The organism is Vreelandella maris (genome assembly GCF_013371085.1).
In the GTDB taxonomy this organism is placed as follows: domain Bacteria; phylum Pseudomonadota; class Gammaproteobacteria; order Pseudomonadales; family Halomonadaceae; genus Vreelandella; species Vreelandella maris.
Genome location: NZ_JABWCV010000004.1, coordinates 198,442 through 221,457, shown reverse-complemented (window position 1 = coordinate 221,457; position 23,016 = coordinate 198,442). Strand labels below are relative to the sequence as shown.

22 protein-coding genes are annotated in these 23,016 nt (G+C 58.9%); 14 read left to right on the top strand and 8 right to left on the bottom strand.

What is annotated here, in order from left to right:
- Window positions 1-15 precede the first annotated feature (15 nt).
- Both HUO07_RS04885 and HUO07_RS04880 read right to left on the bottom strand, forming a co-directional pair.
- On the bottom strand, window positions 16-1,602 hold the full coding sequence (locus tag HUO07_RS04885; RefSeq protein ID WP_176302623.1) for an aldehyde dehydrogenase (NADP(+)): 1,587 nt from the start codon (window positions 1,600-1,602) through the stop codon (window positions 16-18).
- A 42-nt stretch (window positions 1,603-1,644) separates the two neighbouring features.
- A complete protein-coding gene (locus HUO07_RS04880) occupies window positions 1,645-2,778 on the bottom strand; it encodes an iron-containing alcohol dehydrogenase (protein WP_176302622.1) in 1,134 nt (377 codons plus the stop codon).
- Between the two features lie 116 nt (window positions 2,779-2,894).
- Between HUO07_RS04880 and HUO07_RS04875 the strand changes: the two genes are divergently transcribed.
- A complete protein-coding gene (locus HUO07_RS04875; RefSeq protein ID WP_176302621.1) occupies window positions 2,895-3,854 on the top strand; it encodes a LysR family transcriptional regulator in 960 nt (319 codons plus the stop codon).
- Between the two features lie 24 nt (window positions 3,855-3,878).
- Here the strand turns inward: HUO07_RS04875 and aroE are convergent, their stop codons facing one another.
- From aroE to HUO07_RS04850, 5 genes are read right to left on the bottom strand one after another with little or no spacing between them, the layout of a single operon-like run.
- Window positions 3,879-4,706, bottom strand: a complete 828-nt coding sequence (aroE, locus tag HUO07_RS04870; RefSeq protein ID WP_176302620.1) for a shikimate dehydrogenase — start codon at window positions 4,704-4,706, stop codon at window positions 3,879-3,881.
- On the bottom strand, window positions 4,703-5,656 hold the full coding sequence (hemF, locus tag HUO07_RS04865; protein ID WP_176302619.1) for an oxygen-dependent coproporphyrinogen oxidase: 954 nt from the start codon (window positions 5,654-5,656) through the stop codon (window positions 4,703-4,705). Before hemF ends, aroE begins: the two co-directional genes overlap by 4 nt.
- A 58-nt stretch (window positions 5,657-5,714) precedes the next feature.
- The gene (tsaC, locus tag HUO07_RS04860) at window positions 5,715-6,272 is read right to left on the bottom strand and encodes an L-threonylcarbamoyladenylate synthase type 1 TsaC (protein ID WP_176302618.1); all 558 of its coding nucleotides are present in this window, start codon (window positions 6,270-6,272) and stop codon (window positions 5,715-5,717) included.
- A 43-nt stretch (window positions 6,273-6,315) separates the two neighbouring features.
- On the bottom strand, window positions 6,316-7,485 hold the full coding sequence (dprA, locus tag HUO07_RS04855) for a DNA-processing protein DprA (RefSeq protein WP_176302617.1): 1,170 nt from the start codon (window positions 7,483-7,485) through the stop codon (window positions 6,316-6,318).
- A gap of 32 nt (window positions 7,486-7,517) precedes the next feature.
- A complete protein-coding gene (locus HUO07_RS04850; protein WP_176302616.1) occupies window positions 7,518-8,567 on the bottom strand; it encodes a LysM peptidoglycan-binding domain-containing protein in 1,050 nt (349 codons plus the stop codon).
- 192 nt (window positions 8,568-8,759) lie between these two features.
- Between HUO07_RS04850 and def the strand changes: the two genes are divergently transcribed.
- From def to HUO07_RS04815, 7 genes are all read left to right on the top strand, one after another.
- The gene (def, locus tag HUO07_RS04845; protein ID WP_176302615.1) at window positions 8,760-9,272 is read left to right on the top strand and encodes a peptide deformylase; all 513 of its coding nucleotides are present in this window, start codon (window positions 8,760-8,762) and stop codon (window positions 9,270-9,272) included.
- A gap of 62 nt (window positions 9,273-9,334) precedes the next feature.
- The gene (gene fmt, locus HUO07_RS04840; RefSeq protein ID WP_176302614.1) at window positions 9,335-10,339 is read left to right on the top strand and encodes a methionyl-tRNA formyltransferase; all 1,005 of its coding nucleotides are present in this window, start codon (window positions 9,335-9,337) and stop codon (window positions 10,337-10,339) included.
- Complete coding sequence (rsmB, locus tag HUO07_RS04835; RefSeq protein WP_176302613.1) at window positions 10,336-11,673, top strand: 16S rRNA (cytosine(967)-C(5))-methyltransferase RsmB; 1,338 nt, start codon at window positions 10,336-10,338, stop codon at window positions 11,671-11,673. Before fmt ends, rsmB begins: the two co-directional genes overlap by 4 nt.
- Before the next feature lie 49 nt (window positions 11,674-11,722).
- The gene (locus tag HUO07_RS04830) at window positions 11,723-11,929 is read left to right on the top strand and encodes a dodecin (RefSeq protein ID WP_008959783.1); all 207 of its coding nucleotides are present in this window, start codon (window positions 11,723-11,725) and stop codon (window positions 11,927-11,929) included.
- A 175-nt stretch (window positions 11,930-12,104) separates the two neighbouring features.
- The gene (gene trkA / locus HUO07_RS04825) at window positions 12,105-13,478 is read left to right on the top strand and encodes a Trk system potassium transporter TrkA (protein WP_008959784.1); all 1,374 of its coding nucleotides are present in this window, start codon (window positions 12,105-12,107) and stop codon (window positions 13,476-13,478) included.
- Window positions 13,479-13,530: 52 nt separating this feature from the next.
- Window positions 13,531-14,979: a TrkH family potassium uptake protein gene (locus tag HUO07_RS04820; RefSeq protein WP_176302612.1), complete on the top strand. Its 1,449-nt coding sequence runs from the start codon at window positions 13,531-13,533 to the stop codon at window positions 14,977-14,979.
- 54 nt (window positions 14,980-15,033) lie between these two features.
- On the top strand, window positions 15,034-16,311 hold the full coding sequence (locus HUO07_RS04815; protein ID WP_422822681.1) for a TraB/GumN family protein: 1,278 nt from the start codon (window positions 15,034-15,036) through the stop codon (window positions 16,309-16,311).
- 16 nt (window positions 16,312-16,327) lie between these two features.
- Here the strand turns inward: HUO07_RS04815 and HUO07_RS04810 are convergent, their stop codons facing one another.
- Window positions 16,328-17,131 (bottom strand): tRNA-uridine aminocarboxypropyltransferase, encoded by an 804-nt coding sequence (locus HUO07_RS04810; RefSeq protein WP_217908776.1) that lies wholly within the window; start codon window positions 17,129-17,131, stop codon window positions 16,328-16,330.
- A gap of 178 nt (window positions 17,132-17,309) precedes the next feature.
- On the opposite strand from HUO07_RS04810, the gene bioB reads away from it, so the two are divergent.
- The 6 genes from bioB to bioA are packed head-to-tail and all read left to right on the top strand — an operon-like array spanning window position 17,310 to window position 23,015.
- On the top strand, window positions 17,310-18,404 hold the full coding sequence (gene bioB, locus HUO07_RS04805; RefSeq protein WP_176302611.1) for a biotin synthase BioB: 1,095 nt from the start codon (window positions 17,310-17,312) through the stop codon (window positions 18,402-18,404).
- The gene (gene bioF / locus HUO07_RS04800; RefSeq protein WP_176302610.1) at window positions 18,397-19,554 is read left to right on the top strand and encodes an 8-amino-7-oxononanoate synthase; all 1,158 of its coding nucleotides are present in this window, start codon (window positions 18,397-18,399) and stop codon (window positions 19,552-19,554) included. The genes bioB and bioF overlap by 8 nt, the downstream gene beginning before the upstream one ends.
- On the top strand, window positions 19,536-20,282 hold the full coding sequence (locus HUO07_RS04795; RefSeq protein ID WP_176302609.1) for an alpha/beta fold hydrolase: 747 nt from the start codon (window positions 19,536-19,538) through the stop codon (window positions 20,280-20,282). The genes bioF and HUO07_RS04795 overlap by 19 nt, the downstream gene beginning before the upstream one ends.
- Window positions 20,279-21,061, top strand: coding sequence for a malonyl-ACP O-methyltransferase (locus HUO07_RS04790; RefSeq protein ID WP_176302608.1), 783 nt, complete (start codon window positions 20,279-20,281; stop codon window positions 21,059-21,061). Before HUO07_RS04795 ends, HUO07_RS04790 begins: the two co-directional genes overlap by 4 nt.
- Window positions 21,058-21,747 carry a dethiobiotin synthase gene (bioD, locus tag HUO07_RS04785; RefSeq protein ID WP_176302607.1) on the top strand — a complete coding sequence of 230 codons (690 nt, stop codon included), beginning with the start codon at window positions 21,058-21,060 and terminating at the stop codon, window positions 21,745-21,747. Before HUO07_RS04790 ends, bioD begins: the two co-directional genes overlap by 4 nt.
- Window positions 21,744-23,015, top strand: coding sequence for an adenosylmethionine--8-amino-7-oxononanoate transaminase (gene bioA / locus HUO07_RS04780; protein ID WP_176302606.1), 1,272 nt, complete (start codon window positions 21,744-21,746; stop codon window positions 23,013-23,015). Before bioD ends, bioA begins: the two co-directional genes overlap by 4 nt.
- Window position 23,016: the final 1 nt, after the last annotated feature.

Sequence of the window (23,016 nt, the reverse complement as noted above, 5' to 3'; positions counted from 1 at the left end):
GCGTGAACCGGCGTGCTAGCCGAGTGCGTCCCGGTTGAGTTGCCCGTTGACCAAGCGCATCAGCCCTAACGGGTTAGCGTTTTGGAGGGCCCTCGGTAGGAAGGCATCGGGGTAGTTCTGAAAGCATACAGGGCGAAGATAGCGGTCGATCGCCAGCGTGCCGACCGAGGTTCCGCGGGCATCGGAGGTCGCTGGATACGGCCCGCCGTGAACCATCGCATCGCACACTTCCACGCCCGTGGGGTAGCTATTGAGCAGCAGCCGCCCGGCGCGATGCTCCAACTGCGTCATCATCTCCGCGTGGGCGGAGAGGTCTTCCGGTTCGGCGTGCAGGGTGACGGTCAACTGCCCCTGCATAACGTCGAAATAGCGCGCCAGTGTCTCGCTATCCGGCACCGTCACGACGATGGTGGTCGGCCCAAAGACCTCGTCCTCCAGCGGGCGATCCGACCTGAAGAGACAGTCGGGCGTCGCGCGGAACAGGTGCGCTCGCGCTTTGCCCGGTTCAGCGCTGCCCCCGGTTAGCTGGGTGACCTCGGGCAGTTCAGCGAGCCGCGCAACGCCTTGTTGGTAGTGCTCCAGGGTCTGGCGGTTGAGCATCACCTGTTCATCGGCACTCGCCAGGGCATCGCCCAACGCGGTAATGAACTGCTCCGTTTCCGGGGAGTCCACCGCCAACACCAGCCCCGGGTTGGTGCAGAACTGGCCGCACCCCAGGGTGACCGACGCCGCTAGATCGGTAGCGATGCGCTCGCCTCTCACTCGCAGCGCCGCTGGCATCAGCCAAACGGGGTTGATGCTCGACATCTCGGCAAATACCGGAATAGGCTCCGGGCGTTTGGCTGCCAGATCGCAAAGCGCCCGCCCGCCCGACAGCGAGCCGGTAAAGCCCACCGCTTTGATTCCCGGCGCCTGTACCAGGTCTTTACCTACCCCACTGCCATAGATCATGTTGAACACGCCCGCAGGCATGGCGGTGCTGCGCGCCGCTCGCTCGATGGCCTGTGCGACCCATTCGGCGGTCATCACGTGGCTGGAGTGGGCTTTGACCACGACCGGGCAGCCAGCGGCCAGCGCCGAGGCGGTATCGCCCCCCGCCACGGAAAACGCCAGCGGAAAGTTGCTGGCCCCGAAGACCGCCACCGGCCCAAGGCCCATCTTGACCTGGCGTAGATCAGGGCGCGGCAGAGGGGAGCGCTCGGGCAGGGCCAGATCTATGCGTGCCCCTAAAAAGTCACCTCGGCGCAGCACCTCGGCAAACAGCCGTAACTGCCCGCTGGTACGCCCCCGCTCACCATTGATGCGGGCGGCGGGTAGCGCCGTCTCACGCACGACGTCATTGATAAAGTCATCGCCCAGTGCGTCGAGCTCGTCGGCAATCGCCTCCAGAAACTGTGCACGCGCTTCTGGCGCGAGCTGACGAAAGGGCGGGTAAGCCGCAGAGGCGGCCGCTACCGCCTGCTCGACCTCTTCCACCGTCGCCTGAAAGTAGGCCAGATCATGGTGACTGCCATCCGCGGCGGCGACGCTGGGCAGCGACGCCTGGCCCTGGCCGCTGCGCTCGCCGCCGATGAACTGCTGGCCGGTCAACGTGGTACTCATACTTTGCTCTCCCGATGGTTCAGAGGAAACGCTCGCCAGGACTTACAGCGAACATTCGAGAAGTTGGCGGTAGTCGTCGGCGCTGGCATCGATAGGGTTGGTCTTGTGGCTGTGATCCGCCAGCGCCCCCTTGATGATGTCGTCGAACATGGCCGAGGTAATACCGAGCTCGCCTAAGCCCGTGGGAAGATTCAGGCGTTTCGTCATTGCCTGCATGGCGTCTGCCACATCCTGGCCCGCCGGCAGGTTCATCGCTTGGGCCATCCGCGCCAGTTTGTCGTCCTTGACCATCGTGTCGGCCTGGGCGTTGAAGCGGATGACCGCGGGCAGCAGAATGGCGTTTAGGGTGCCGTGGTGCAGCGACGGATTGAGCCCACCCAGCGAGTGACTCAAGCTGTGCACGCAGCCAAGCCCTTTTTGAAAGGCCAGCGCGCCCTGCATGGAGGCACTCATCATATTCGTGCGTGCCTCACGGTTGCCCGGCTCGTTGACCGCGGTTTCGATATGCGCCCAGGCGCGCCGCAAGCCATCCAGGGCAATGCCATCTGCCGGAGGATTGAACGAGGGCGCCATGAAGGTTTCCATACAGTGCGCGATGGCATCGATGCCCGTCGCAGCAGTCATGCGGGCGGGCAAGCCAAGCGTCAGCTCGGGATCACAGATCGCCAGCTTGGGGACGACATGGGGCGACAGCACGCCTACCTTGCGGCCATCGTCGAGAATCAAGATGGCCCCACGGCCAACTTCGCTGCCGGTACCCGCCGTTGTCGGGATGGCAATCACCGGGGCGGTCGCTGAGGTAATCCGTGACATGCCGCCTTCGATGACGGCGAACTGGCGCAGCGGACCAGGGTGCGCCACGCTCACCGCCACGCCCTTGGCGAGGTCAATGGGCGAGCCACCGCCCAGCGCGATTACACCATCGCACTGCTGGGACTGATAAAACGCCACCGCCTCGCGTACCGCGCCCTCATTCGGGTTGGGCGGCGTACGGGTAAAGACAGCAGCGGGGTGATCCAGGACACGCTGTATTCGCTCCAGTAGTCCCGCCTGTTGAATCCCTTCATCTGTTACAATCAGCGGGCGATGGATACCCAGTCGGGTGCATTCGTCTTGCAGTAGATCGACGCTGCCGTCGCCAAACTGTATTTGGGTCACGTAGTTGATGAGTGCCATAGCGTGTTTTCGTCTTTGTTAATTATTCGGAAATAGAGTGACTTTCTGCATTGACTATATTCACGTGAACCAACGCTGGATAATGACAACCTCTGATAGCGGCATAACGAAAATTCATGTCTACACTAACGTCGATCATCTCCCGCCTGCGCATGCGCCACTTGCGCCTGCTGATTGCCTTGCATGAACATGGCACGGTGCAAAAAGCGGCCGAGTCCGTGGCGCTAACCCAGCCAGGGGCCACCAAGGCACTCAATGAAATCGAAGCCATGCTGGGCGTACAGCTGTTTCAGCGTACGCATAAGGGACTGGAAACGACGGACATGGGGCTCTGTGCGGTGCGCTATGCACGTCTGATCAACACGGATCTGGCCCACTTCCATGAAGAGTTGGAAAGCATGCAGCAAGGCCGTGGTGGCCGACTGGCGGTAGGATTGATTATGGGGGCTGTGCCACTGATTTCGGCGGCGTTGTCGCGGGTTCGCAGCCTGCAGCCGGCGATCTCCATAGAGGTGGTCGAAGACACCAGCGCGCGCCTGCTCAACTTACTTGACCGTGGTCGACTCGATGCCGCCATTTGCCGGTCGCGAGTGAACCAACGGCCGCATCTGTACACCAGTCTGGACATCCACGAGGAGGAGCTGGCGGTCATTTGCCATCCTGACAATCCGCTCACTCGCCATTCAGCGCTGACACTCGCCGATTTATCTGATACCTCGTGGATCGTGTATCCCGCCAACATGCCGATGCGGCTGCTGCTGGAACGCGAGTTTCACGAGGCCAAGATTCCGTTTCCGCTCTACCCTATCGAAACGGCATCCGCTTTCACGAGCATCTCGATGCTTGGCCATGACCGCGAAGCAGTCGCACTCATGTCCGTGGATGCCTCGAAACCTTTTGTTGATGCAGGCATGGTGTCTCGGCTGCCTATCCAACTGCAATCGCGTAGCGAACCCTACGAATTAGTCACCCGAAAAGGGGCTAGCTTATCGCCAGCCACTCAGCTATTCATGAGAGAAGTCGCTTTAGTTGGCAATCTACATGCAGATGTGGAGGCATATATTGCGTCCCTTTGAGCGCCTCTCTATCGTCTTTCATCATTAAAAGGCGTCAAACTCCAGCGACTGACGTAGCATTTCGCGTACCGATGCCGTCTCTGGACGCACATTGCGCCACAGGAAAAACGACTCGGCGGCCTGTTCGACCAACATGCCCAATCCGTCGAGCAGTTTTGCGCCCCGTGGCCCCGCCCACTGTAAAAATACCGTCGGCTCGGCCCCATACATCATGTCGTAGGCCCAGGCGTGTGGGGCAAACAAGGTATCAGGTAACGTTGGCAGCTCCCCCGTGAGGCTGGCGCTGGTGCCATTAATCACCACGTCAAAGACACCACTGACGGTGTCAAAACCACCGCCATGAATAGTTCCCAGATCAGCAAAATCGCTGGCCAGTTGCGCGGCCTTGGTGGCAGTGCGATTAACCACGATGACTTCGCTGGGCTGCTCGGCAAGCAAGGGTTCCAGAATGCCACGCACGGCGCCACCAGCACCTACCACTAGGATACGTTTTCCTGCTAATGCAACGCGGTGATAGGTCAAATCACGCACTAGGCCAATGCCGTCGGTGGTATCGCCGTAGGTGCGGCCATTGCCGCCAAGAATCAGCGTATTGACCGCGCCCGCCCGCCGTGCTCGGTGGCTCAACGTATCGCACAGCACGAAAGCATCCTCTTTGAACGGGACGGTGACATTGGCGCCGCGACCACCCGCATCAATAAAGGCGCGCCACGCGCCTGCAAAGCCATCCAACGGTGCTTCTTCAGCGGTGTACTCAAGCGCTTGCTGGGTTTGATGGGCAAACTCAGCGTGGATCAACGGCGACTTGGAGTGCTTGATGGGGTTGCCAAATACGCAGTAACGATCGGTCATGAGAGCTCTCCGCTTTTTCTTTTACCTGCATCCGCAGCGGATTCACCGAGCCAGTCGCGGGGGTGTAAGAAGTCTTGCAAGCGCGCTTCGGCGCTGCCGGGCTGTGGCTCAAAAGCGTACTCCCAGCGCGCCAAGGGGGGCATCGACATTAAAATGGACTCCGTGCGCCCGCCACTCTGAAGGCCAAACAGCGTACCGCGGTCCCACACCAGGTTGAACTCCACGTAGCGGCCACGGCGATAAAGCTGGAACTCGCGCTCGCGCTCGCTCCAGGCATCGTTCCTGCGACGCTCCACGATGGGCAAATAAGCCTCTAGGAAGCTGTCGCCCACCGCCCGCTGCATGGCAAAACAGTCGGCAAACTCGCCTTCATTTAAATCATCGAAAAACAGCCCGCCCACGCCGCGGGTTTCGTCGCGATGCTTGAGATAAAAGTACTCGTCGCACCAGGATTTATAGCGGGCGTAAACGTCATCGCCAAAGGGGTCACAGGCGGCTTTTGCCACCCGGTGCCAGTGCACGACATCTTCCATCACGGGATAAAACGGCGTTAAGTCAAAACCGCCGCCAAACCACCACACCGGTGGCTCGCCTACTTTCTCAGCAATAAAGAAGCGCACGTTGCCATGGCTGGTAGGAACATGGGGGTTTTCAGGGTGCAGCACCCAGGAAACACCCACCGCGTGGAAGCTACGCCCGGTAAGCTCAGGGCGCGCGGCGGTAGCCGATGGCGGCAGCTGAGTGCCATAAACATGTGAAAAGTTGACGCCGCCCTTTTCAAATACGCCGCCATTAGTCATCACACGCGAGCGACCACCGCCCCCCTCTTCACGCTCCCAACTATCTTCTTGGAACTGGGCAGCCCCGTCGGCTTCGGCTAATCCAGCGCAGAGCCTTTCCTGCAGATCAAGAAGGTAGCGTTTAACGTCATCAAGGTGCTCGTGTGCCACGGTAACTCCTGAGGGATAAAGGGTAAGTAGTGATGCGTAAATCGAAATGAAGTACTGCTTAGGGGCGCATGATTTTGCCAGTGGCTAAATCCCTAATCGTGCTCGGTTTGGCATTGCCGCCTAGCTCGCCTTTCACCACACAAGCCACTTCATCGCCAAAGATTGAAGTGATTTCAGCGGCACTCATGGCGGGCGGCTCCCCGGCACGATTAGCCGACGTCGATACCAACGGGCCGCCGAAGGCTTCACATAGGGCTTTCATCAGCGGGTGGTCGGTGACACGCAGCGCCACGCGTTCGTGGGCGCCGCGCACCAGCCCATGGCTGCGGCCATTATCAGGTACCAGCCAGGTGTTCGGGCCCGGCCAGCTTGCCGCGAGAGGTGCATGCAGCGCTAGAGGAAGTTGACTCAACCAGGGTTGGAACTGCTCGATACTGGCGGCAACGAGAATGACCCCTTTAGCCGGGTCACGCTCTTTCATGCGCATCAGGTGCGCCAAGGCTTCGTCGTTTTCGGGATCACAGCTAAGCCCCCAAACTGCTTCAGTGGGGCAGGCAATCACTCCCCCGGCACGCAGCGCGCTAATCGCTGGGGCTAGATCAGTCGCCAAACTCATGGTCTCTCCTCACGGCTAACATGCCTTTAATGGGGTTATCCTATCATGGCCTCGGCAACCGCACCCAGCCTCCCGCCTGCTGGCTTACCCAGCCGTCTAATTCAAGCATCAGCAGGCGTTGCTGGCAGTCGCTGACCGTCACGCCGGTGGTGTGCACCAAGAGATCAATCGGCGTTGGGGTGGCCGACAATGACGTTAACAAGGAATCGGGCAAGCTATCGTCTGACAAGCTTTCGGCAGGCAAGCTTTCGGCAGGCAAGCTTTCATTGGACAAGCTATCAGGAAGAGGTGCTTGCTCCGATGGCTTGTCTTCGGCCGCAGGCTGGATAAACGCCTCCGCCCAGTGGCCAAGATCGGCGATGATATCGTCGACACTGCAGGCCAGATGAGCCGCCCCTTGACGCAGTAGTGCCAAACAACCGCGGGCCTGCACGTTGTGCAGCGAACCGGGCAGCACGAACAGCTCGCGATTTTGCTCTAAGGTGAGCCGTGCGCTGACCAACGAACCGCTTTTTTCGGTAGCTTCGACCACTAGTGTGCCGAGCGAGAGACCGGTAACAATTCTATTGCGGCGCGGAAAAAACGCTGGGCGGGCCACAGTGCCAGGAGGGTGCTCTGACAACAACAGCCCACCGGGCAGACGACTGAGCTGTTCATGCAGGTCACGATGGGAGGCGGGATAGATCACATCCACACCGCAGCCGAGTACCGCCACAGTGCTGCCACCGGCGGCTAAGGCCGCACGCTGGGCAACGCCGTCCACCCCTAGCGCCATGCCACTCACCACGCACCAGCCGCGTCGGACCAGGTCGCGGGCAAAGGTTTGGGCGTTGTGGGTACCTTCGCCGGTCGGGCGGCGGGTGCCGACCATGGCCAGTTTGGGGCCTTCCAGCGCGCCAAGATCCCCCTGAGCCCAGAGCACTACGGGTGGGTCAGGCAACTCATTCAGTAGTGCAGGCCAAGCGGGGTGGTCACGATGCAGCAGGTGCCGGTTTGGGCCGCTTTGCTGCCACGCCAGGGTCTCATCAACGACCTTTTGCAGTGGGCTACGGGCCGGGTGTTCTAACCACAGGCGCAGCTCGCTGGCCGCACGACTAGGTAATGCTGCCAACCACCCTTCTGGCCACTGCGGCTGGCGAGCTACTAATTGTGCAATACGCAGCGCGCCCATACCGGGTAATGCATTGACCGCCAGCCATGCCTGAGCATCCATACCACCTCCTTAATCAACACGTTTGCCGCCCGCTAGTTAGCCGGTGACGCTACTTGATCACCTACTTCCAATACGCGGGATGCCTGCATCACTAATGCGTAGCTAACGTGATCATAGGGTTTAAACACCATCACAATGCCTGCCTCGGTGCTAGGTAGTCGCACCAGTTCCTGGGTCCGGGGGTCATTGATTAACTCCCCTTGCTGATTAACCCGCAGCACATGGCCCGCCTGCAAGCCATCCAGGGTGCCCAGATCCAACGCGACAATTTGGTAGCGGCCAATAAAACGCACGCCACCGGGTACGGCAATAATATGCCCTTCAACCGGGTTTAACGGTGCGCGGGGCATAAACTCACTGCTTAGCTCGCGCTCTTCCAGTGGCAAGACAATATCGTTAACGCGCACTTCCTGATGGGAGCTAATGACTTCAAGCTGGACAATATCGCCCTCACTGCTGATATGTCGGGCGACGCCTACATTGATCAGCTCCAGTCCAAGCGGTGTGCCATCCATCGCCTGATAGGGTTCCGATTGCCGGTAGATACCCACCTCACCATGGCGCGGCACCTCCCCTCGCACATAGATACGATCACCGGCACCGCTGATCAAGCGGCGATCATTACCGGCGACCACATAAGCCAGCTCCTGCAACTCAGCAGCATCATCCACGACGCGATGTTCGCGTAAAAAAGCCCGCGCCACCTCCATGGGAATCGGCGCAATCGCTTCACGATGAGGCAAGGTACGCACCTGCGGCGAAAGCTTCACCACATTTTGACCACGCTCTAGCGCTAAACAGGGGGAACCCTGGCAATCGTTAAGCACCAGTACATCACCTGGGTAGATCAAGTGCGGGTTAGCGATCTGGGGGTTGTGCTGCCACAACTGGGGCCACTGCCAGGGGGTGTGCAGAAAACGCCCGGCGATATCCCAAAGCGTGTCACCTGACAGCACTTGATAGCGCTCAGGCGCATCGCTGCGCAGACGCTCCCAAGCGGCAGCATCGAAACTTACCAGCATCACTGCACTTAGCAGCAAACCACTTAAAGCCCCGCCATAGGCGTGTCGTTTCGCCGCCATCCTACCCTCCCCTGTGAGTGTGTCATTATGAATGTTCTATTATTGATAACACGCCCTTCGCCTTAGCCACCCATGCCCAGAAACGTTGACAGCATGATATAGTGACCCATCATAAAGTACCTAGGTGAGAAGACGCTCGTCACTGCCTAGCTTGACTTAATTTAGACTCAGCATAACGGTGATTGTAACGCCATGGCCAAACTTCCTATTCTTGAATTCCCCGATGAGCGCCTGCGCACCAAGGCTGCTGCGGTGGAAACCGTCGATGATGAAGTGCGTAAACTCGTCGACGATATGCTGGAGACCATGTATGACGCCCGTGGTATCGGTCTCGCCGCGACGCAGATCGATGTCCATCGGCGTGTGGTCGTCATGGATGTCAGCGACGATAACTCCCAGCCGCTGGTGCTCATCAACCCGCGCTATACCCCGATTGGCGATGAAAAAGAGCCTTTGTCAGAAGGCTGCCTGTCGATTCCTGACTACTACGCTGAAGTGCCCCGCTATCTCAAAGTGCAGCTCAATGCGCTTGATCGCAACGGCGATGCCTATGAACTAGAGGCCGAAGGCCTGCTGGCGCACTGTATTCAGCATGAGTACGACCACCTTGAAGGCGTGCTGTTTGTTGACTACCTGTCGCCGCTCAAGCGTGACCGCATCCGCAAGAAAATGCAGAAACGCCATAAGCAGATCCAGGACGCCTAAGCCCTTTTCTACCGATCTCTTTTCCTACTTACATTCCAGATACGCCAGGTAGCCCTCAACTTATGTCACGATTGCGCGTTGTTTTTGCCGGCACGCCTGAATTCGCCGCCTCTAGTCTTGCAACGCTGCTGGAAAGCCAGCATGAGGTGGTCGCGGTGTATACCCAGCCCGACCGCCCTGCTGGGCGCGGGCGCAAACTCACGCCCAGTCCAGTCAAACAGCTGGCGCTGGAGCACGGTCTGCCCGTTTATCAGCCCCAGTCGCTAAAAGAGCCCGATACCCAGGCCGAGCTGGCCGCGCTTAATGCGGACATCATGGTCGTTGTCGCCTACGGGCTGCTGCTTCCCCAGGCCGTGTTGGATATACCGCGCTTAGGCTGCGTGAACGTGCACGCCTCGCTACTACCCCGCTGGCGCGGCGCTGCCCCCATCCAGCGGGCAATCGAAGCGGGCGATAGTGTATCGGGCGTGACCATCATGCAGATGGACGCCGGCCTGGATACCGGCGCAATGCTTTCAGAAGTACGCACACCGATTACGCCACGCACCACCGGCGGCGATTTGCACGACCGCCTCGCGATTCAAGGCGCCAATGCGTTGATCAACACGCTGGATGCCCTGGCCACCGGCACCGCTCACGCCACGCCTCAGCCGGATGAAGGCGTGACCTACGCTGCCAAACTCAGCAAAGCAGAAGCCGAGCTCGATTTCACTCAGCCCGCGCAGCAACTCGCCTGCAAAATTCGCGCTTTCAACCCCTGGCCGGTGGCTTGGTGCGCACTAGGGGATGATCGTTTGCGCCTGCTAATGGCGAACGTAGAGGAAGGCGAGCAGCCACCAAGCGTCCCAGGCACGCTGCTTGAGCATGGCGACGATCATTTACGCATTGCCTGCGGCACCGACGGACGCGAAGTATTGTGTATCACCAGCGCGCAGCTACCCGGCGGTAAAGCCATGGCCGTGCGAGAGCTACTTAATGCACGCCACGCGCGCCTTGCCACCGGCACTCGTCTTGGTGCTCATTTTGAAAGTTCTGCGGCTCAGGCCAGCGAAGGAGAAACACCATGAGCCAAAAGCGCTCCCCTCAAAGCGGTGGCAGTGGCCAAGAAGTTCGCGCTGCTGCGGCCCGCGCGCTGGCCCCGGTACTCAGCGACCAAGGCTCACTGGCGGGGTTGGACGAGCACAGCGTGGTCGCTCGCGACCGCGGGCTGCTCAAAGAACTCTGTTTTGGCACCTGCCGTCGCTTACCGCGTCTTGAAGCGTTAGCGGGCGTGCTGCTTAAGCAACCGTTTAAGAAGCGCGACAGCGATGTTCAGGCGCTGCTGCTGATAGGTATCTATCAACTGCTCTACATGCGCATCCCCGCCCACGCGGCGGTAGGCGAAACCGCGGGCGCTGCGCGCTTACTGAACAAAGAGTGGGCCACCCGCGTGCTCAACGGCTGCCTGCGTCGCCTGCAGCGCGAATCCGAGGCACTTCAGGCCCAGGTAGACCGGGATGAGAGCGTCGCGCTAGAGCATCCGCCGTGGCTACTTAACGCCTTGCGTCAGGCGTGGCCGGAGCAGTGGCGCGCGATTATTGAAGCCAACAACCACGCTGGCCCGATGACTTTAAGGGTGAACCAGCACCACAACGACCGTGAAGCCTACCTGTCGCTGCTCACCGAGCAAGGGCTAAGTGGTCACCTGTGCCCTCACGCCCCGGACGCCATCACGCTGGAAACGCCCTGCGATGTGATGTCGCTGCCTGGCTTTGAAGAAGGCCACGTCAGCGTTCAGGACGAGGCCGCTCAGCTATCGGCGGTGTTGCTAGGCCCGGTGCTCGCGCCACGCCCCGGTGCCCACGTGTTGGATGCTTGTTGCGCCCCCGGCGGCAAAACAGCCCATTTGCTCGAGCTGTTCGACATCAACCTGACCGCGATCGATAGCGATAATCAGCGCCTGGCACGGGTGGAAGACACCCTCAGCCGACTAGGCGTAGAGGCCGTTCTTCAGCATGCCGATGCCACCGAGCGCGACTGGTGGAACGGCACACCGTTTGATGCCATTCTGCTCGATGCCCCTTGCTCGGGTACTGGGGTCATTCGACGCCACCCGGATATCAAAAAGCTGCGCCGTAAAGACGATATTCGCCCACTGGCCAAGCTTCAGCGCCAGTTGTTGGATAATTTGTGGCCAATGCTGCGCGAAGGCGGCACCCTACTCTACGCCACCTGCTCGGTACTGCCGGAAGAGAACAGTGAGCAGATCGAAGCGTTTCTTGCCCGCACGCCTGACGCTCATGTTACTACACCTAACGACGTTGCCTGGGGCATTCCCAGCGGAGCGGGGCGCCAATTGTTTCCGGTGCAGAGCAGTCACGATGGCTTTTTTTATGCCAGACTAGAGAAGCGGTCTGCCTAGGCGCTAACTGATGCCAGGGCAGTGAATTTCAGACAAGGAAGGAGACATTATGAGTCATCACACCTACAAGCATGTAGAACTGACCGGATCTTCCGAGAAAGGTATTGAAGAAGCGGTACAGAATGCATTGGCCAAAGCATCAGAAACGATTAAGCACATGCGTTGGCTAGAAGTGGTCGACACCCGTGGCCACATTGAAGATGGCCAAGTGGCTCACTGGCAGGTCACGGTCAAAGTCGGCTTTACGCTAGAATAATCCTCACCTGCTTTTCAGCGGCGGCTGGTTTACACTGGCCGCCGTCTTTATTGCAGCGCATGATAAACGCTCCTGAATGAAAGTTTACGTCTTGAACGTCAGGACTGGGTCTTAAGACTGCCTCCTGGTCTTAGCGACATCGCGCTGGCGCTTTTAATGGAACCGATGCTCAGCAATGAAAATCATCATTCTCGGCGCCGGCCAAGTCGGCGGCACCCTGGCAGAACACCTCGCTCGCGAGGAGAACGACATCACTGTCGTTGATACCGACGCCAAAAAACTGCGCGACCTACACACCAAACTCGATATCCGCACCGTGACCGGCGCGGGCTCTTACCCTATTGTGCTGCGCCAGGCAGGCTGCGAAGACGCCGATATGCTGATCGCCGTCACCAACAGCGACGAGATCAATATGATCGCCTGCCAGGTCGCCCATACGCTGTTTCGCACTCCGACCAAGATCGCCCGGGTGCGTGCTACGGCGTATTTAACCCGTAAAGGCCTTTTTGCCCACGAAGCGATTCCCATCGACGTACTGATCAGCCCCGAGCAAGTAGTCACCGACCACGTGCGCCGCCTGATCGAACACCCCGGTGCGTTACAGGTATTGGAGTTTGCCGGTGGCCTGGTGCAGCTGGTGGCGGTAAAGGCATTCTACGGTGGCCCGCTGGTGGGACAGGATTTAGCCTTTCTGCGCCGCCATATGCCCAACGTGGATACCCGCGTGGCCGCCATCTATCGCCGTAGCCGACCGATTATTCCCCGCGGCGATACGGTCATCGAAGCCGACGATGAGGTTTTCTTCCTGGCCGCTCGCCGCGATATTCGCGCGGTCATGAGCGAACTGCGCCGGGTCGAGCGTGATTTCCGCCGCGTCGTCATTGCTGGGGGCGGCAACATCGGTGAACGGCTGGCGGAGCATTTAGAGCATAGCCACCAGGTCAAGATCATCGAGCACAACCTGGAGCGCTGTACCACGCTTTCAGAGCGGTTGGATCGCACCGTGGTACTCCACGGCAGCGCCACCAGCAAGCGCCTGCTCGAAGAAGAGAATATCGAAGAGTGCGATATCTTCTGCGCGCTGACCAACGACGACGAGGTCAATATCATGTCGTCGCTGCTCGCCAAGCGTTTAGGCGCCAAGAAGGTGCTGACGCTGATTAACAACGCCGCTTATGTAGACCTGGTGCAGGGTGGCGAAATCGATATCGCTATCTCGCCCCAGCAAGCGACTATTGGCAGCCTGCTGACCCACGTACGCCGCGGCGATATCGTTAATGTGCATTCGCTGCGCCGGGGCGCCGCCGAGGCCATCGAAGCGATTGCCCACGGTGACAAGCAGTCCTCCAAAGTGGTCGGCCGCACCATCCGCGAGATCGGTCTGCCCGAGGGCACCACCATCGGCGCGATTGTGCGCGGTAAAGAGGTCATCATTGCCCACGGCGATGTGATGGTTGAGAGCGGCGACCACGTGATTCTGTTTGTGATCGACAAGCGCCGCATCCGAGACGTAGAGCGCTTGTTCCAAGTCGGTCTCACGTTCTTTTGATAACCCCCGAACCACTGCCGCTGGCAGCCAATAACAGGAGCATGCGACAACCATGAGTCTGCGGGTTATTTTACGCATTTTAGGGCTGTTGCTGATGCTATTCAGCCTGACCATGCTTCCTCCAACGCTGATTTCACTCTGGTTTCGCGACGGCGTATGGAGTGCCTTTATTAGCGGCATTGCAATTTCGGTGGTGACCGGACTGCTGCTTTACCTGCCTAACCGCCGCGCGCAAAAAGAGCTGCGTATCCGCGACGGCTTTATTATCGCCGCGATGTTCTGGACGGTGCTGGCGCTATTTGGCTCGCTGCCGCTAATGCTATTCGGCGAAGGCTCGCTGAATATTACCGATGCGGTATTTGAATCGTTCTCCGGTTTAACCACTACCGGCGCTACCGTGATTACCGGCATCGACTTTTTACCCGAATCGATTCTCTACTACCGCCAGCAGCTCCAGTGGCTGGGCGGCATGGGAATCGTCGTGTTAGCCGTCGCCATTTTGCCCACTCTAGGGGTTGGTGGCATGGCCCTTTATCGCACCGAAATACCGGGGCCGCTGAAAGACTCCAAGCTCACCCCACGTATTACCGAAACCGCCAAGGCACTGTGGTATATCTACGCCACGCTCACCCTCGCCTGCATGATCGCCTATATGCTCGCAGGCATGAGCTGGTTCGATGCGTTAAGTCATAGCTTTTCGACCGTCGCCAACGGCGGGTTTTCTACCTATGACGCCAGTATCGGCTATTTTGATAGCGCCACGATTGAAATGATCTGCATCGCCTTCATGCTTATTTCTGCGTTCAGTTTTAGCCTGCATTTCATCGCTTGGCGTGAAAAGAGCCTGATGCACTATTTTCATGACCCCGAAGCACGTTTTTTGATGCTGTTTCTGCTCGCCTTGTCTGTGATCACCGTATTATCGCTGTGGTTAACCAATACCTATGACACACTGCGCGGGCTGCGCCATGGGGTTTTCCAAGTCGTCTCGGTCGCCACCACGGCGGGTTATAGTGTCGCCGACTTCTCCATGTGGCCTGGCGCCCTACCCTTTCTGCTGTTTGTCGCGGCGTTCGTCGGTGGCTGCTCCGGTTCTACCGGTGGCGGCATGAAGGTCATTCGGATTATCTTGATCCTTAAACAGGGCATGCGCGAGATTATGCGGCTGATCCACCCCAATGCGGTGATTGCGGTCAAAGTGGGCAAAGTCAGCGTGCCCGACAGCATTGCCCAAGCGGTATGGGGGTTCTTTTCGGTTTACATGTTGCTGTTCTTTATAATGTTGGTCGGGGTGATGGCGACTGGGGTTGACCAGGTAACGGCTTGGTCCACTGTGGGGTCAGCGCTCAATAACCTAGGCCCAGCGCTGGGGGAAGCAAGCACCCACTATGGTGAGATGCCGATGCTAGCGAAATGGATTCTGGTACTCGCCATGCTGCTCGGGCGGCTGGAAATTTTTACGGTTCTAGTGCTGTTTACCCCCGCTTTTTGGCGGCGCTAAGTCCTGCATATCAGACATGCACTTCAGACCCCTTATTGATCTTGAGAGCCATTAATGTCCCACGAAGAAACGTCCCATCAAGACACGCCTCACCAAAAGACTGGGCCGCAGGCGGAAATGCCGGCCGCACTCCCGGCCACCAGTGGGCCGTTAACAACGTTCACTATCGGTGAAACCCGCTACACACTGTTGGGTACGGCCCATGTGTCGGCAGAAAGTGCCGACGATGTGCGCAAACTGATAGATAGTGGCGCCTTTGATGCGGTGGCCATCGAACTCTGCGATGCTCGTCACCACAGCATGTCAAACCCAGACGCCATGGGCGAGCAGGACCTGTTTCAAGTATTCAGGGAAGGCAAAGCGGGCATGGTCGCGGCGAGCTTAGCGCTTGGCGCTTTTCAACAGCGTATTGCTGACCAATCCGGCATTCAGCCTGGGGCCGAAATGCGCGCTGCCGTTGAAGAAGCCAGTCGTCTCAAGCTGCCACTGCTGCTGGTCGACCGCGATGTAGGCGTGACGCTGAAACGCATCTACCGCAACGTGCCCTGGTGGCAGCGCTTTTCGCTATTTTCAGGGCTTATCGGCAGCGTGCTCTCGCGTCAGGATGTCTCTAAAGAGGACATCGAAAAACTCAAAGAGGGCGATATGCTGGAAGCGACCTTCAGCGAGTTTGCCGCCGAATCCGAAGCGCTTTATACGCCGCTGATTCGCGAGCGCGACCGCTACATGGCGCTACGGTTAGCCGAAGAGGCGCCGCCAGGGCGCTACCAGCACGTGCTGGTGGTGATTGGTGCAGGCCACTTAAAAGGCACCGGCGAACATTTGGAAGCACCGCTGCCCGCCGACCCGAAAGTAGAGCGCGAATCATTGGAAGCCACCCCCCCGCCGTCCAAAATTTGGAAAGCGCTGCCCTGGCTGATTACCGCGTTAGTGCTCACCGGCTTTGCGATTGGCTTTTCGCGCAATACCGGCCTTGGCTGGCAGTTGGTGCTTGAGTGGTTCTTGATTAATGGCATTCTCTCTGGTGGTGCAACGATTATCGCCCTGGCACACCCCGTTACCGTGATTGCCACTTTCTTTGCCGCCCCGCTCACCTCGCTGAACCCCACCATCGGCGCGGGCTTTGTGGCTGCCGGGGTTGAGCTGTATATGCGCAAGCCCAAAGTGCGCGATTTCTCATCGCTGCGCCACGATGTGACGCAATTAAAAGGCTGGTGGCAAAACCGCGTGTCGCGCACCCTGCTGGTGTTTATTCTCGCCACACTAGGCTCTGCGGTGGGCACCTGGGTAGCCGGGTTCAGAATCGCCGGCGCCCTGTTTGGCAGCGCGTAAAACGCCCTCACAGCGCTCATTCCTCTATGGGCGCTGCTTCTTGTTTGGCTAACAGGCGCCGCATCGCCGCGGTCGGTGAGTCGATTTTGTGATGCAGTCGGCTCGCCGCATAGCTATCGTTAAACACCTCAAAGTAATCATCCAACACATCCGCAGCGACCGTATCTCCGCCCTGACGCAGCAGCTCAATCGCCACTTCCGCAGTACAGAGGTGCGATTTTGACGCCGGTTTGCGCAGCCGATAACGCGTCTCCCGCTCGGTTCTCAATGGCAGCACAGGCAATGCATCCAGATAGGCGCTTTTACGGAACATGCGCCGCGCCTGACGCCAGGTGCCATCCAGAATGATAAATACCGGAATGCGCGTCTGCGCTTTCGCCGCATGCACCGCTTCGATACCCACCAACCGATCCGCGTAGTCGGGCTGGTCATCGGGGAAAACCACAAAGGGGGCGTAGCGAGGATCTTTCAACAGCGCTGCCAACTGTGCATCCGGCGCCGTACGGTACCAGGTAAAGATTCGCGTCTCGCTAAGCACATCACCAATCAAGCGACCGGTATTCGTCGGTTTGTAGTGCTCAATCGAATGCGTTAACAGCCATACCTGAGCAACGCTTTCCGCCTTCACTTGATAGGGGCACAAACAATTAAGCGTCGGTAAATTGCACCCTTCACAGCGCGTGACAAAACTGCCGCGCGCTTTAAATTCACGCCTGGGCGGGCGCGGATGCTCAGCAGCTGAATCATGATTTACGGTGTCATGATCAATAGAGTGATCGTTCAAAGCACTCTCATCAACAGAGCTTTCAAAAGCAGACATCCGCGCTCCAAAAAGTAGGGGAACTAAGAGTGAAAAGGGGCGCAGAGTATAAATGAGCGCGCCGTATTTTGACGAATGTTTCCACCACCACTGTAAACCTAAAAAAACCTCAACGTTGACACCCAAAGCGCAACGCCGCTAAAGTCTCGTCAACTAATATAGATAAAAAGGTTTACATATGACCGTGCAACACGAACAGTTACTTCATGAACAGCTCCTTCATGAACAACGCCACGACTGGACGCTAGAAGAGATCAACGCGCTTTTCGCGCTGCCGTTCAATGATCTACTGTTTCAAGCCCAGCAGGTTCACCGTGCCCACTTCGATGCTAACGCCGTGCAGGTCTCTACCCTGCTCTCGATCAAGACCGGCGCCTGCCCGGAGGATTGCAAATACTGCCCTCAATCCGGCCACTACAACACCCAGCTGGAAAAAGAGAAGCTGCTGGAAATTGAAAAGGTCGTCGAACAAGCCAAGGCAGCGAAAGAGGCAGGTGCCAGCCGGTTTTGCATGGGCGCCGCCTGGCGCAGCCCGCGGGATAAGGATCTACTGCTGGTCGAAGAGATGGTTCGTCAGGTGAAAGCCGTGGGCCTGGAGACCTGCATGACGCTGGGGATGGTCGACGGCGAACAGGCCAGCCGACTGGCCACGGCGGGGCTCGATTACTACAACCACAATCTGGATACTTCGCCGGAGTTTTACGGCGAAATCATCACCACCCGCACCTACAGCGACCGGCTGGAAACGCTTTCGAACGTGCGTGATGCAGGCATGAAAGTGTGCTCCGGCGGCATTCTCGGCATGGGCGAAGATGCCAAAGATCGTAGCGCCCTGCTGCAACAGCTGGCCAAGCTCTCCCCGCACCCCGAATCCGTGCCGATCAATATGCTGGTGAAAGTGCCCGGCACACCGCTGGAAAACGTCGAGGATTTAGACCCGGTCGAGTTCATCCGCGCCATTGCGGTCGCCCGCATTATGATGCCGCAAAGCCATGTGCGGCTCTCTGCTGGCCGCGAGCAGATGAACGAATCGACCCAGGCGCTGGCGTTTTTGGCAGGCGCCAACTCGATCTTCTATGGCGACAAACTGCTGACCACCGGCAACCCCCAAGTAGATCGTGACCGTGCGCTGTTTGCCAAGCTGGGCCTGCACCCTGAGAAGCGCGAGACCTGCGAAAGCGAGGATATCCAAGCGGCACGCCTTGCCCAACAGGCACAGCAGCAGGTGCACGCCGAACGCGTTGCCGAGCTGGCGGTAGACGCCAGTGTCTGAAGCGTGGCAACAGCGTCTGGCCGACGCCCGCGCTCATCGTCAACAGACGGAGCGTTGGCGAACTCGGCAGGTAGCCAAAAGCAATACCCTCGACTTTGCGGGTAACGACTACCTAGGCCTCGCTCAAGACCCCCGCGTAAGCGAGGCTCAGGCGGCGGGCGCTCACCGTTACGGTGCAGGTGCAGGCGCTTCGCATTTGGTCAGCGGTCATCTGGAGGTTCACGACGCCTTGGAAGAAGCGTTAGCGCACTGGACAGGCCGCGAACGTGCGCTGCTGTTTTCTACCGGCTATATGGCCAATCTCGGCGTACTGCAAGCGTTGGCAGATCGCCATACCGCACTTTTCCAGGATCGCCTCAACCACGCATCGCTAATCGATGGCGCCGCGTTAAGCGGAGCCCGCTCGCGTCGCTTTCATCACCGCGATGCTATTGATCTGGAAAGCCTGCTGGCGCGCAGTGAGTGCGCGCATAAGCTCGTGGTCAGCGATGGCGTTTTCAGTATGGATGGCGATATCGCCGACATTGCCACGCTGGCTGAAGTCAGTCGTCAGCACAACGCCTGGCTGATGATCGATGATGCCCACGGCGTAGGGGTGCTAGGCGACAATGGCAGCGGCTGCGTGGGCAGCACCTGGAACAGCACCGACGTACCGATTTTGGTCGGCACCCTGGGCAAAGCGTTGGGCACCGCTGGGGCTTTTGTAGCCGGGGATGCCGAGCTAATCGAGCACTTGATTCAGTTTTCACGTAGCTATATCTATACCACCGCCCAGCCCCCGGCCATCGCCGCCGCGACGTTAAAAGCGCTGGAGATCGTTCAGAGTGAGCCGGAACGTCGTGACCAACTAAACGCCAATATCGCTTACTTTCGCCATGAGGCGCTGCAACTGGGGCTACCGCTCAGCGAGTCGGCCACCCCCATTCAGCCACTGATCCTGGGCGATGAAACGCGTACCTTAAGCTGGACGTTGCAGCTACAGCAAAAGAGCATACAGGTGGGGGCGATTAGGCCGCCAACGGTGCCCAAGGGTGAGTCCCGTCTACGTGTGACTTTAAGTGCGCACCATCAGCACGACGACATTGATCAACTGTTAGCCGCGCTCCACCACTGCCAGCAACAAGAGGCGTTATGCAGCCCCTGCGTTTAATTCTGCTCTCCGGCTGGGGAATCGACCAGCGCATTTGGCAGCCGCTCGAGGCGCACTGGCCAAGCGACCTAGCTGCCCAGGCAATAGAGTGGCCCGGCTACGGCGATAAGCCTCCGCTTACGGCCAACGCGACGCTGCAAGAGCTGGCAGACGCGATGGCCGAGCCGTTAGACAGCGATGCGGTCTGGGTCGGCTGGTCATTGGGTGGGCTACTGGCGACGGCGCTACTGGCATATATCCCACCACCTCGGGGCCTGATTCTGCTCGGTGCGGGGGATGCATTCTGTGTCAAAGACGATGTGAAGGCTAAAGGTGGCGTCACTAGCGCCGAACTGAGCGCCTTTCAGCGCGCCTTTCAACGCGCTCCCACCGCGACGTGGCAACACTTTTTGCGCTGGCAAACCCAAGGGGAGCCCAGCCCTCGGCAGGCTTACCGGCAACTGCATGATTTGCTGGGTGATACGCCCCCCGCCGACAGCACCACCCTGGCTACCGGACTGCACTGGCTGGCATCGATTGATAATCGCCCATGTCTAGCGGCGCCCCCTTGCCCGGTGGTACGTCTTATTGGCGACCATGATCCATTTATCAGCCCCGCCCAGCGCCGCATCAGCAAACCCTTAAGCAATGTCGGCCACTGCCCGATGCTCTCGCAGCCCCAGGTGCTCGCCGCCGAGATTGTCCGTCATGCTAATCAGATGACTAACATTAGCACGGCGGCTTTATGAACGATCTAACGCTGAAGACTGAGGCAAACTGGCAGGCACGGGTCGCCCACGCTTTCTCACGAGCTGCTCCCCGCTACGATACGCTAGCCACTGCACAACGCCATATAGGTGAGATGCTTTGGGGGACGTTACCTCCACACGCTTATAACGTGTTGGATATGGGGTGCGGCACCGGTGTCTGGACACAGCGGTTGGCTGAACGTTACCCGAATGCTCGTATAACGGGGTTAGATTTAGCCCCTGGCATGCTGGAACAGGCCCGCCAGCGCCACGGTGAAAGTATCCACTGGCAACCGGGTGATGCTGCTGCCCAGCCATTTGATGAGCATTCATTTGACCTAGTGTTTTCCAACTTGGCGGTGCAATGGTGCCCTGACATTGGCGCGGTGATGGCTGAGCTTTACCGGGTTCTCACACCCGGTGGGCAGGCGCATATGACGACGCTGCTGCCCGGCACCCTGGAGGAGATCGCCTTTGCCTGGCAGCGCCCCGAGGCGCTGCTGCAAACACCTGATCGCGCCAGCGTCGAGAGAGCCATTCTTGATCACGGCTTAACCATCACTCGGCAGACGATCACCGTTGAACGCTTCTATTACACTGACTTGAAGGCGGTGATGGCGTCTATCAAAGGCGTGGGCGCGCAGCTTCCCGGGTCGCAAGCAGCTCTTACCCGTTCTGATGTAACCGCCGCACAAGCGCGCTTTGAACAACGCCGCCAGCCGGAAGGCCTACCCGTGAGCTACCACTGCTTAACGCTGCAATTGGAAAAATCGCTATGAACGTTTGGTTTGTGACTGGCACCGATACCGATGCGGGTAAAACATTGGTCACCAGCGGATTGTTATATGCCGCCCGCCAACAGCAGTTGAGTACGCTGGGCTTAAAACCTATCGCCTCGGGCAGCCAAGCCACGCCTGAAGGCTTGCGGAATAGTGATGCCCTCGCCCTTCAGCATCAAAGCGTGCCGCCGATCCACTACGCCACGGTGAACCCCATCGCCTTTGCCCCCGCCATTGCGCCTCATCTTGCCGCGTTAGAGGCGGGCCAGCTGCTTGAGGTGAGCGCTATTACTCACTTGCTGCGTGAAACGCTTAGCCAAACACCCAGAGACTTCACCCTGATTGAAGGCGCCGGTGGCTGGCGCGTGCCGTTAAACGCGCAGGAAGATTTTGCCGACCTGGCGATGGCGCTTGAGCTGCCGGTGATTCTGGTGGTTGGCCTAAAGCTGGGCTGCTTGAATCATGCTCGCTTAACGGCGGAAGCTATTCGCGCAGACGGCTTGGTATTAGCAGGGTGGGCGGGCAGCGTAGTTGACCCCGCTTTTGCGGCTAATACAGCCCGTTTTGAGGCCAATATTGCCCATTTGAACGCTAAGCTGGCAGCCCCCTGTTTAGGCATTGTTCCTCATCTAGATGACCCCGACGCCGCAACTGCCGCCCCCTACCTCTCCCTGGAGCCGTTATGAACACGCCGGTTTGGCATCCTTATGCCCACTTAAAAACCCAAACGCCCGCGCCCAAGGTGGTTGGCGGTGACGGTGCCCACTTTGTGCTCGAAAGCGGCGAGCGTCTGCTGGATGCCACCTGCTCCTGGTGGTGCATGATTCACGGCTATGGCCACCCGCGCCTTGTATCGGCCATTCGCGAGCAGGCAGGCGAGCTGTGCCATGTGATGCTCGGCGGCTTAACCCACGACCCCGCCGATCAATTAGCGCGTGAGCTGGTGCGCATTACCCCCGCCGGGCTGAATCATGTGTTCTATTCGGATAGCGGCTCGGTGGGCATGGAAGTGGCGATGAAAATGGCCCTCCAGTACCAGGTACTCACCGGCAACCCCGGCAAGCAAAAGATGCTCTCGTTGATGAAGGCATACCACGGCGACACTACCGGCTGCATGGCGGTATGCGACCCGGAGGAAGGCATGCATAGCCTGTTCGCCAGCCTACTGCCACAACACCATTTCGCCCCGGCGCCCACGGCCCCTTTTGATGCCACCGCTGAACAGGTCGAGCACGACCTTAGCGCCCTGCGTCGCGTATTTGAGCGCCACCATGATGAAATCGCCGCCCTATTGATGGAACCGCTTTTACAAGCAGCAGGCGGGCTCAACATGACCTCGCCGGACTATGTCACTGGCGCCAGGGAACTGTGCGATGAGTTTGGGGTGCTGCTAATTTTTGATGAAGTCGCCACCGGCTTTGGCCGCACCGGCAAACTGTTTGCCGCCGACCACGCGGGCATCACGCCGGATATCATGGTGCTCTCCAAAGGCTTGACCGGCGGCTATTTGGGTCACGCCGCTACGCTCGCCACGGATCGTGTCCATGACGCCTTTATCGGCGACACTTCCCAGCACGCTTTTATGCACGGGCCTACCTTTATGGGCAACCCGCTGGCCTGCCGCGTGGCGTTGGAGAGTCTGCGCGTCTTCGAGGAAGAGAATTACCTGGACAAGATTGCCAAGCTCAGTCAGCAACTGCAGCGTGAACTACTCGAAGATCAGGCACTGAATGCACATCCGGCCGTGGCTGACGTTCGCGTGCTCGGCGCCACCGCAGTGATCGAAGCGCACTCCGCTGAAGCGTTAAAGGGCGTAGGTGACTTCGCCCGCGAGCGCGGCGTATGGCTGCGTCCCATTGGTCGCTGGCTCTATACCATGCCCGCCTACATTACTTCTGAAGCGGAAATCTCCCAGATTACCGATGTAATGAAGGCGTGGTTTAGCCGCAGCTAAA

Bases quoted from the DNA above. Each gene is read 5' to 3' on its own strand.
- HUO07_RS04820 (WP_176302612.1), top strand. From the start codon at position 13,531: ATGAGTCTGCGGGTTATTTTACGCATTTTAGGGCTGTTGCTGATGCTA.
- HUO07_RS04795 (WP_176302609.1), top strand. From the start codon at position 19,536: ATGCAGCCCCTGCGTTTAATTCTGCTCTCCGGCTGGGGAATCGACCAG.
- rsmB (WP_176302613.1), top strand. From the start codon at position 10,336: ATGAGCCAAAAGCGCTCCCCTCAAAGCGGTGGCAGTGGCCAAGAAGTT.
- HUO07_RS04830 (WP_008959783.1), top strand. From the start codon at position 11,723: ATGAGTCATCACACCTACAAGCATGTAGAACTGACCGGATCTTCCGAG.
- bioD (WP_176302607.1), top strand. From the start codon at position 21,058: ATGAACGTTTGGTTTGTGACTGGCACCGATACCGATGCGGGTAAAACA.
- HUO07_RS04810 (WP_217908776.1), bottom strand. From the start codon at position 17,131: ATGTCTGCTTTTGAAAGCTCTGTTGATGAGAGTGCTTTGAACGATCAC.
- trkA (WP_008959784.1), top strand. From the start codon at position 12,105: ATGAAAATCATCATTCTCGGCGCCGGCCAAGTCGGCGGCACCCTGGCA.
- dprA (WP_176302617.1), bottom strand. From the start codon at position 7,485: ATGGATGCTCAGGCATGGCTGGCGGTCAATGCATTACCCGGTATGGGC.
- def (WP_176302615.1), top strand. From the start codon at position 8,760: ATGGCCAAACTTCCTATTCTTGAATTCCCCGATGAGCGCCTGCGCACC.
- HUO07_RS04885 (WP_176302623.1), bottom strand. From the start codon at position 1,602: ATGAGTACCACGTTGACCGGCCAGCAGTTCATCGGCGGCGAGCGCAGC.
- HUO07_RS04790 (WP_176302608.1), top strand. From the start codon at position 20,279: ATGAACGATCTAACGCTGAAGACTGAGGCAAACTGGCAGGCACGGGTC.
- bioA (WP_176302606.1), top strand. From the start codon at position 21,744: ATGAACACGCCGGTTTGGCATCCTTATGCCCACTTAAAAACCCAAACG.
- tsaC (WP_176302618.1), bottom strand. From the start codon at position 6,272: ATGAGTTTGGCGACTGATCTAGCCCCAGCGATTAGCGCGCTGCGTGCC.
- HUO07_RS04880 (WP_176302622.1), bottom strand. From the start codon at position 2,778: ATGGCACTCATCAACTACGTGACCCAAATACAGTTTGGCGACGGCAGC.
- fmt (WP_176302614.1), top strand. From the start codon at position 9,335: ATGTCACGATTGCGCGTTGTTTTTGCCGGCACGCCTGAATTCGCCGCC.
- aroE (WP_176302620.1), bottom strand. From the start codon at position 4,706: ATGACCGATCGTTACTGCGTATTTGGCAACCCCATCAAGCACTCCAAG.
- HUO07_RS04875 (WP_176302621.1), top strand. From the start codon at position 2,895: ATGTCTACACTAACGTCGATCATCTCCCGCCTGCGCATGCGCCACTTG.
- HUO07_RS04815 (WP_422822681.1), top strand. From the start codon at position 15,034: ATGTCCCACGAAGAAACGTCCCATCAAGACACGCCTCACCAAAAGACT.
- HUO07_RS04850 (WP_176302616.1), bottom strand. From the start codon at position 8,567: ATGGCGGCGAAACGACACGCCTATGGCGGGGCTTTAAGTGGTTTGCTG.
- bioB (WP_176302611.1), top strand. From the start codon at position 17,310: ATGACCGTGCAACACGAACAGTTACTTCATGAACAGCTCCTTCATGAA.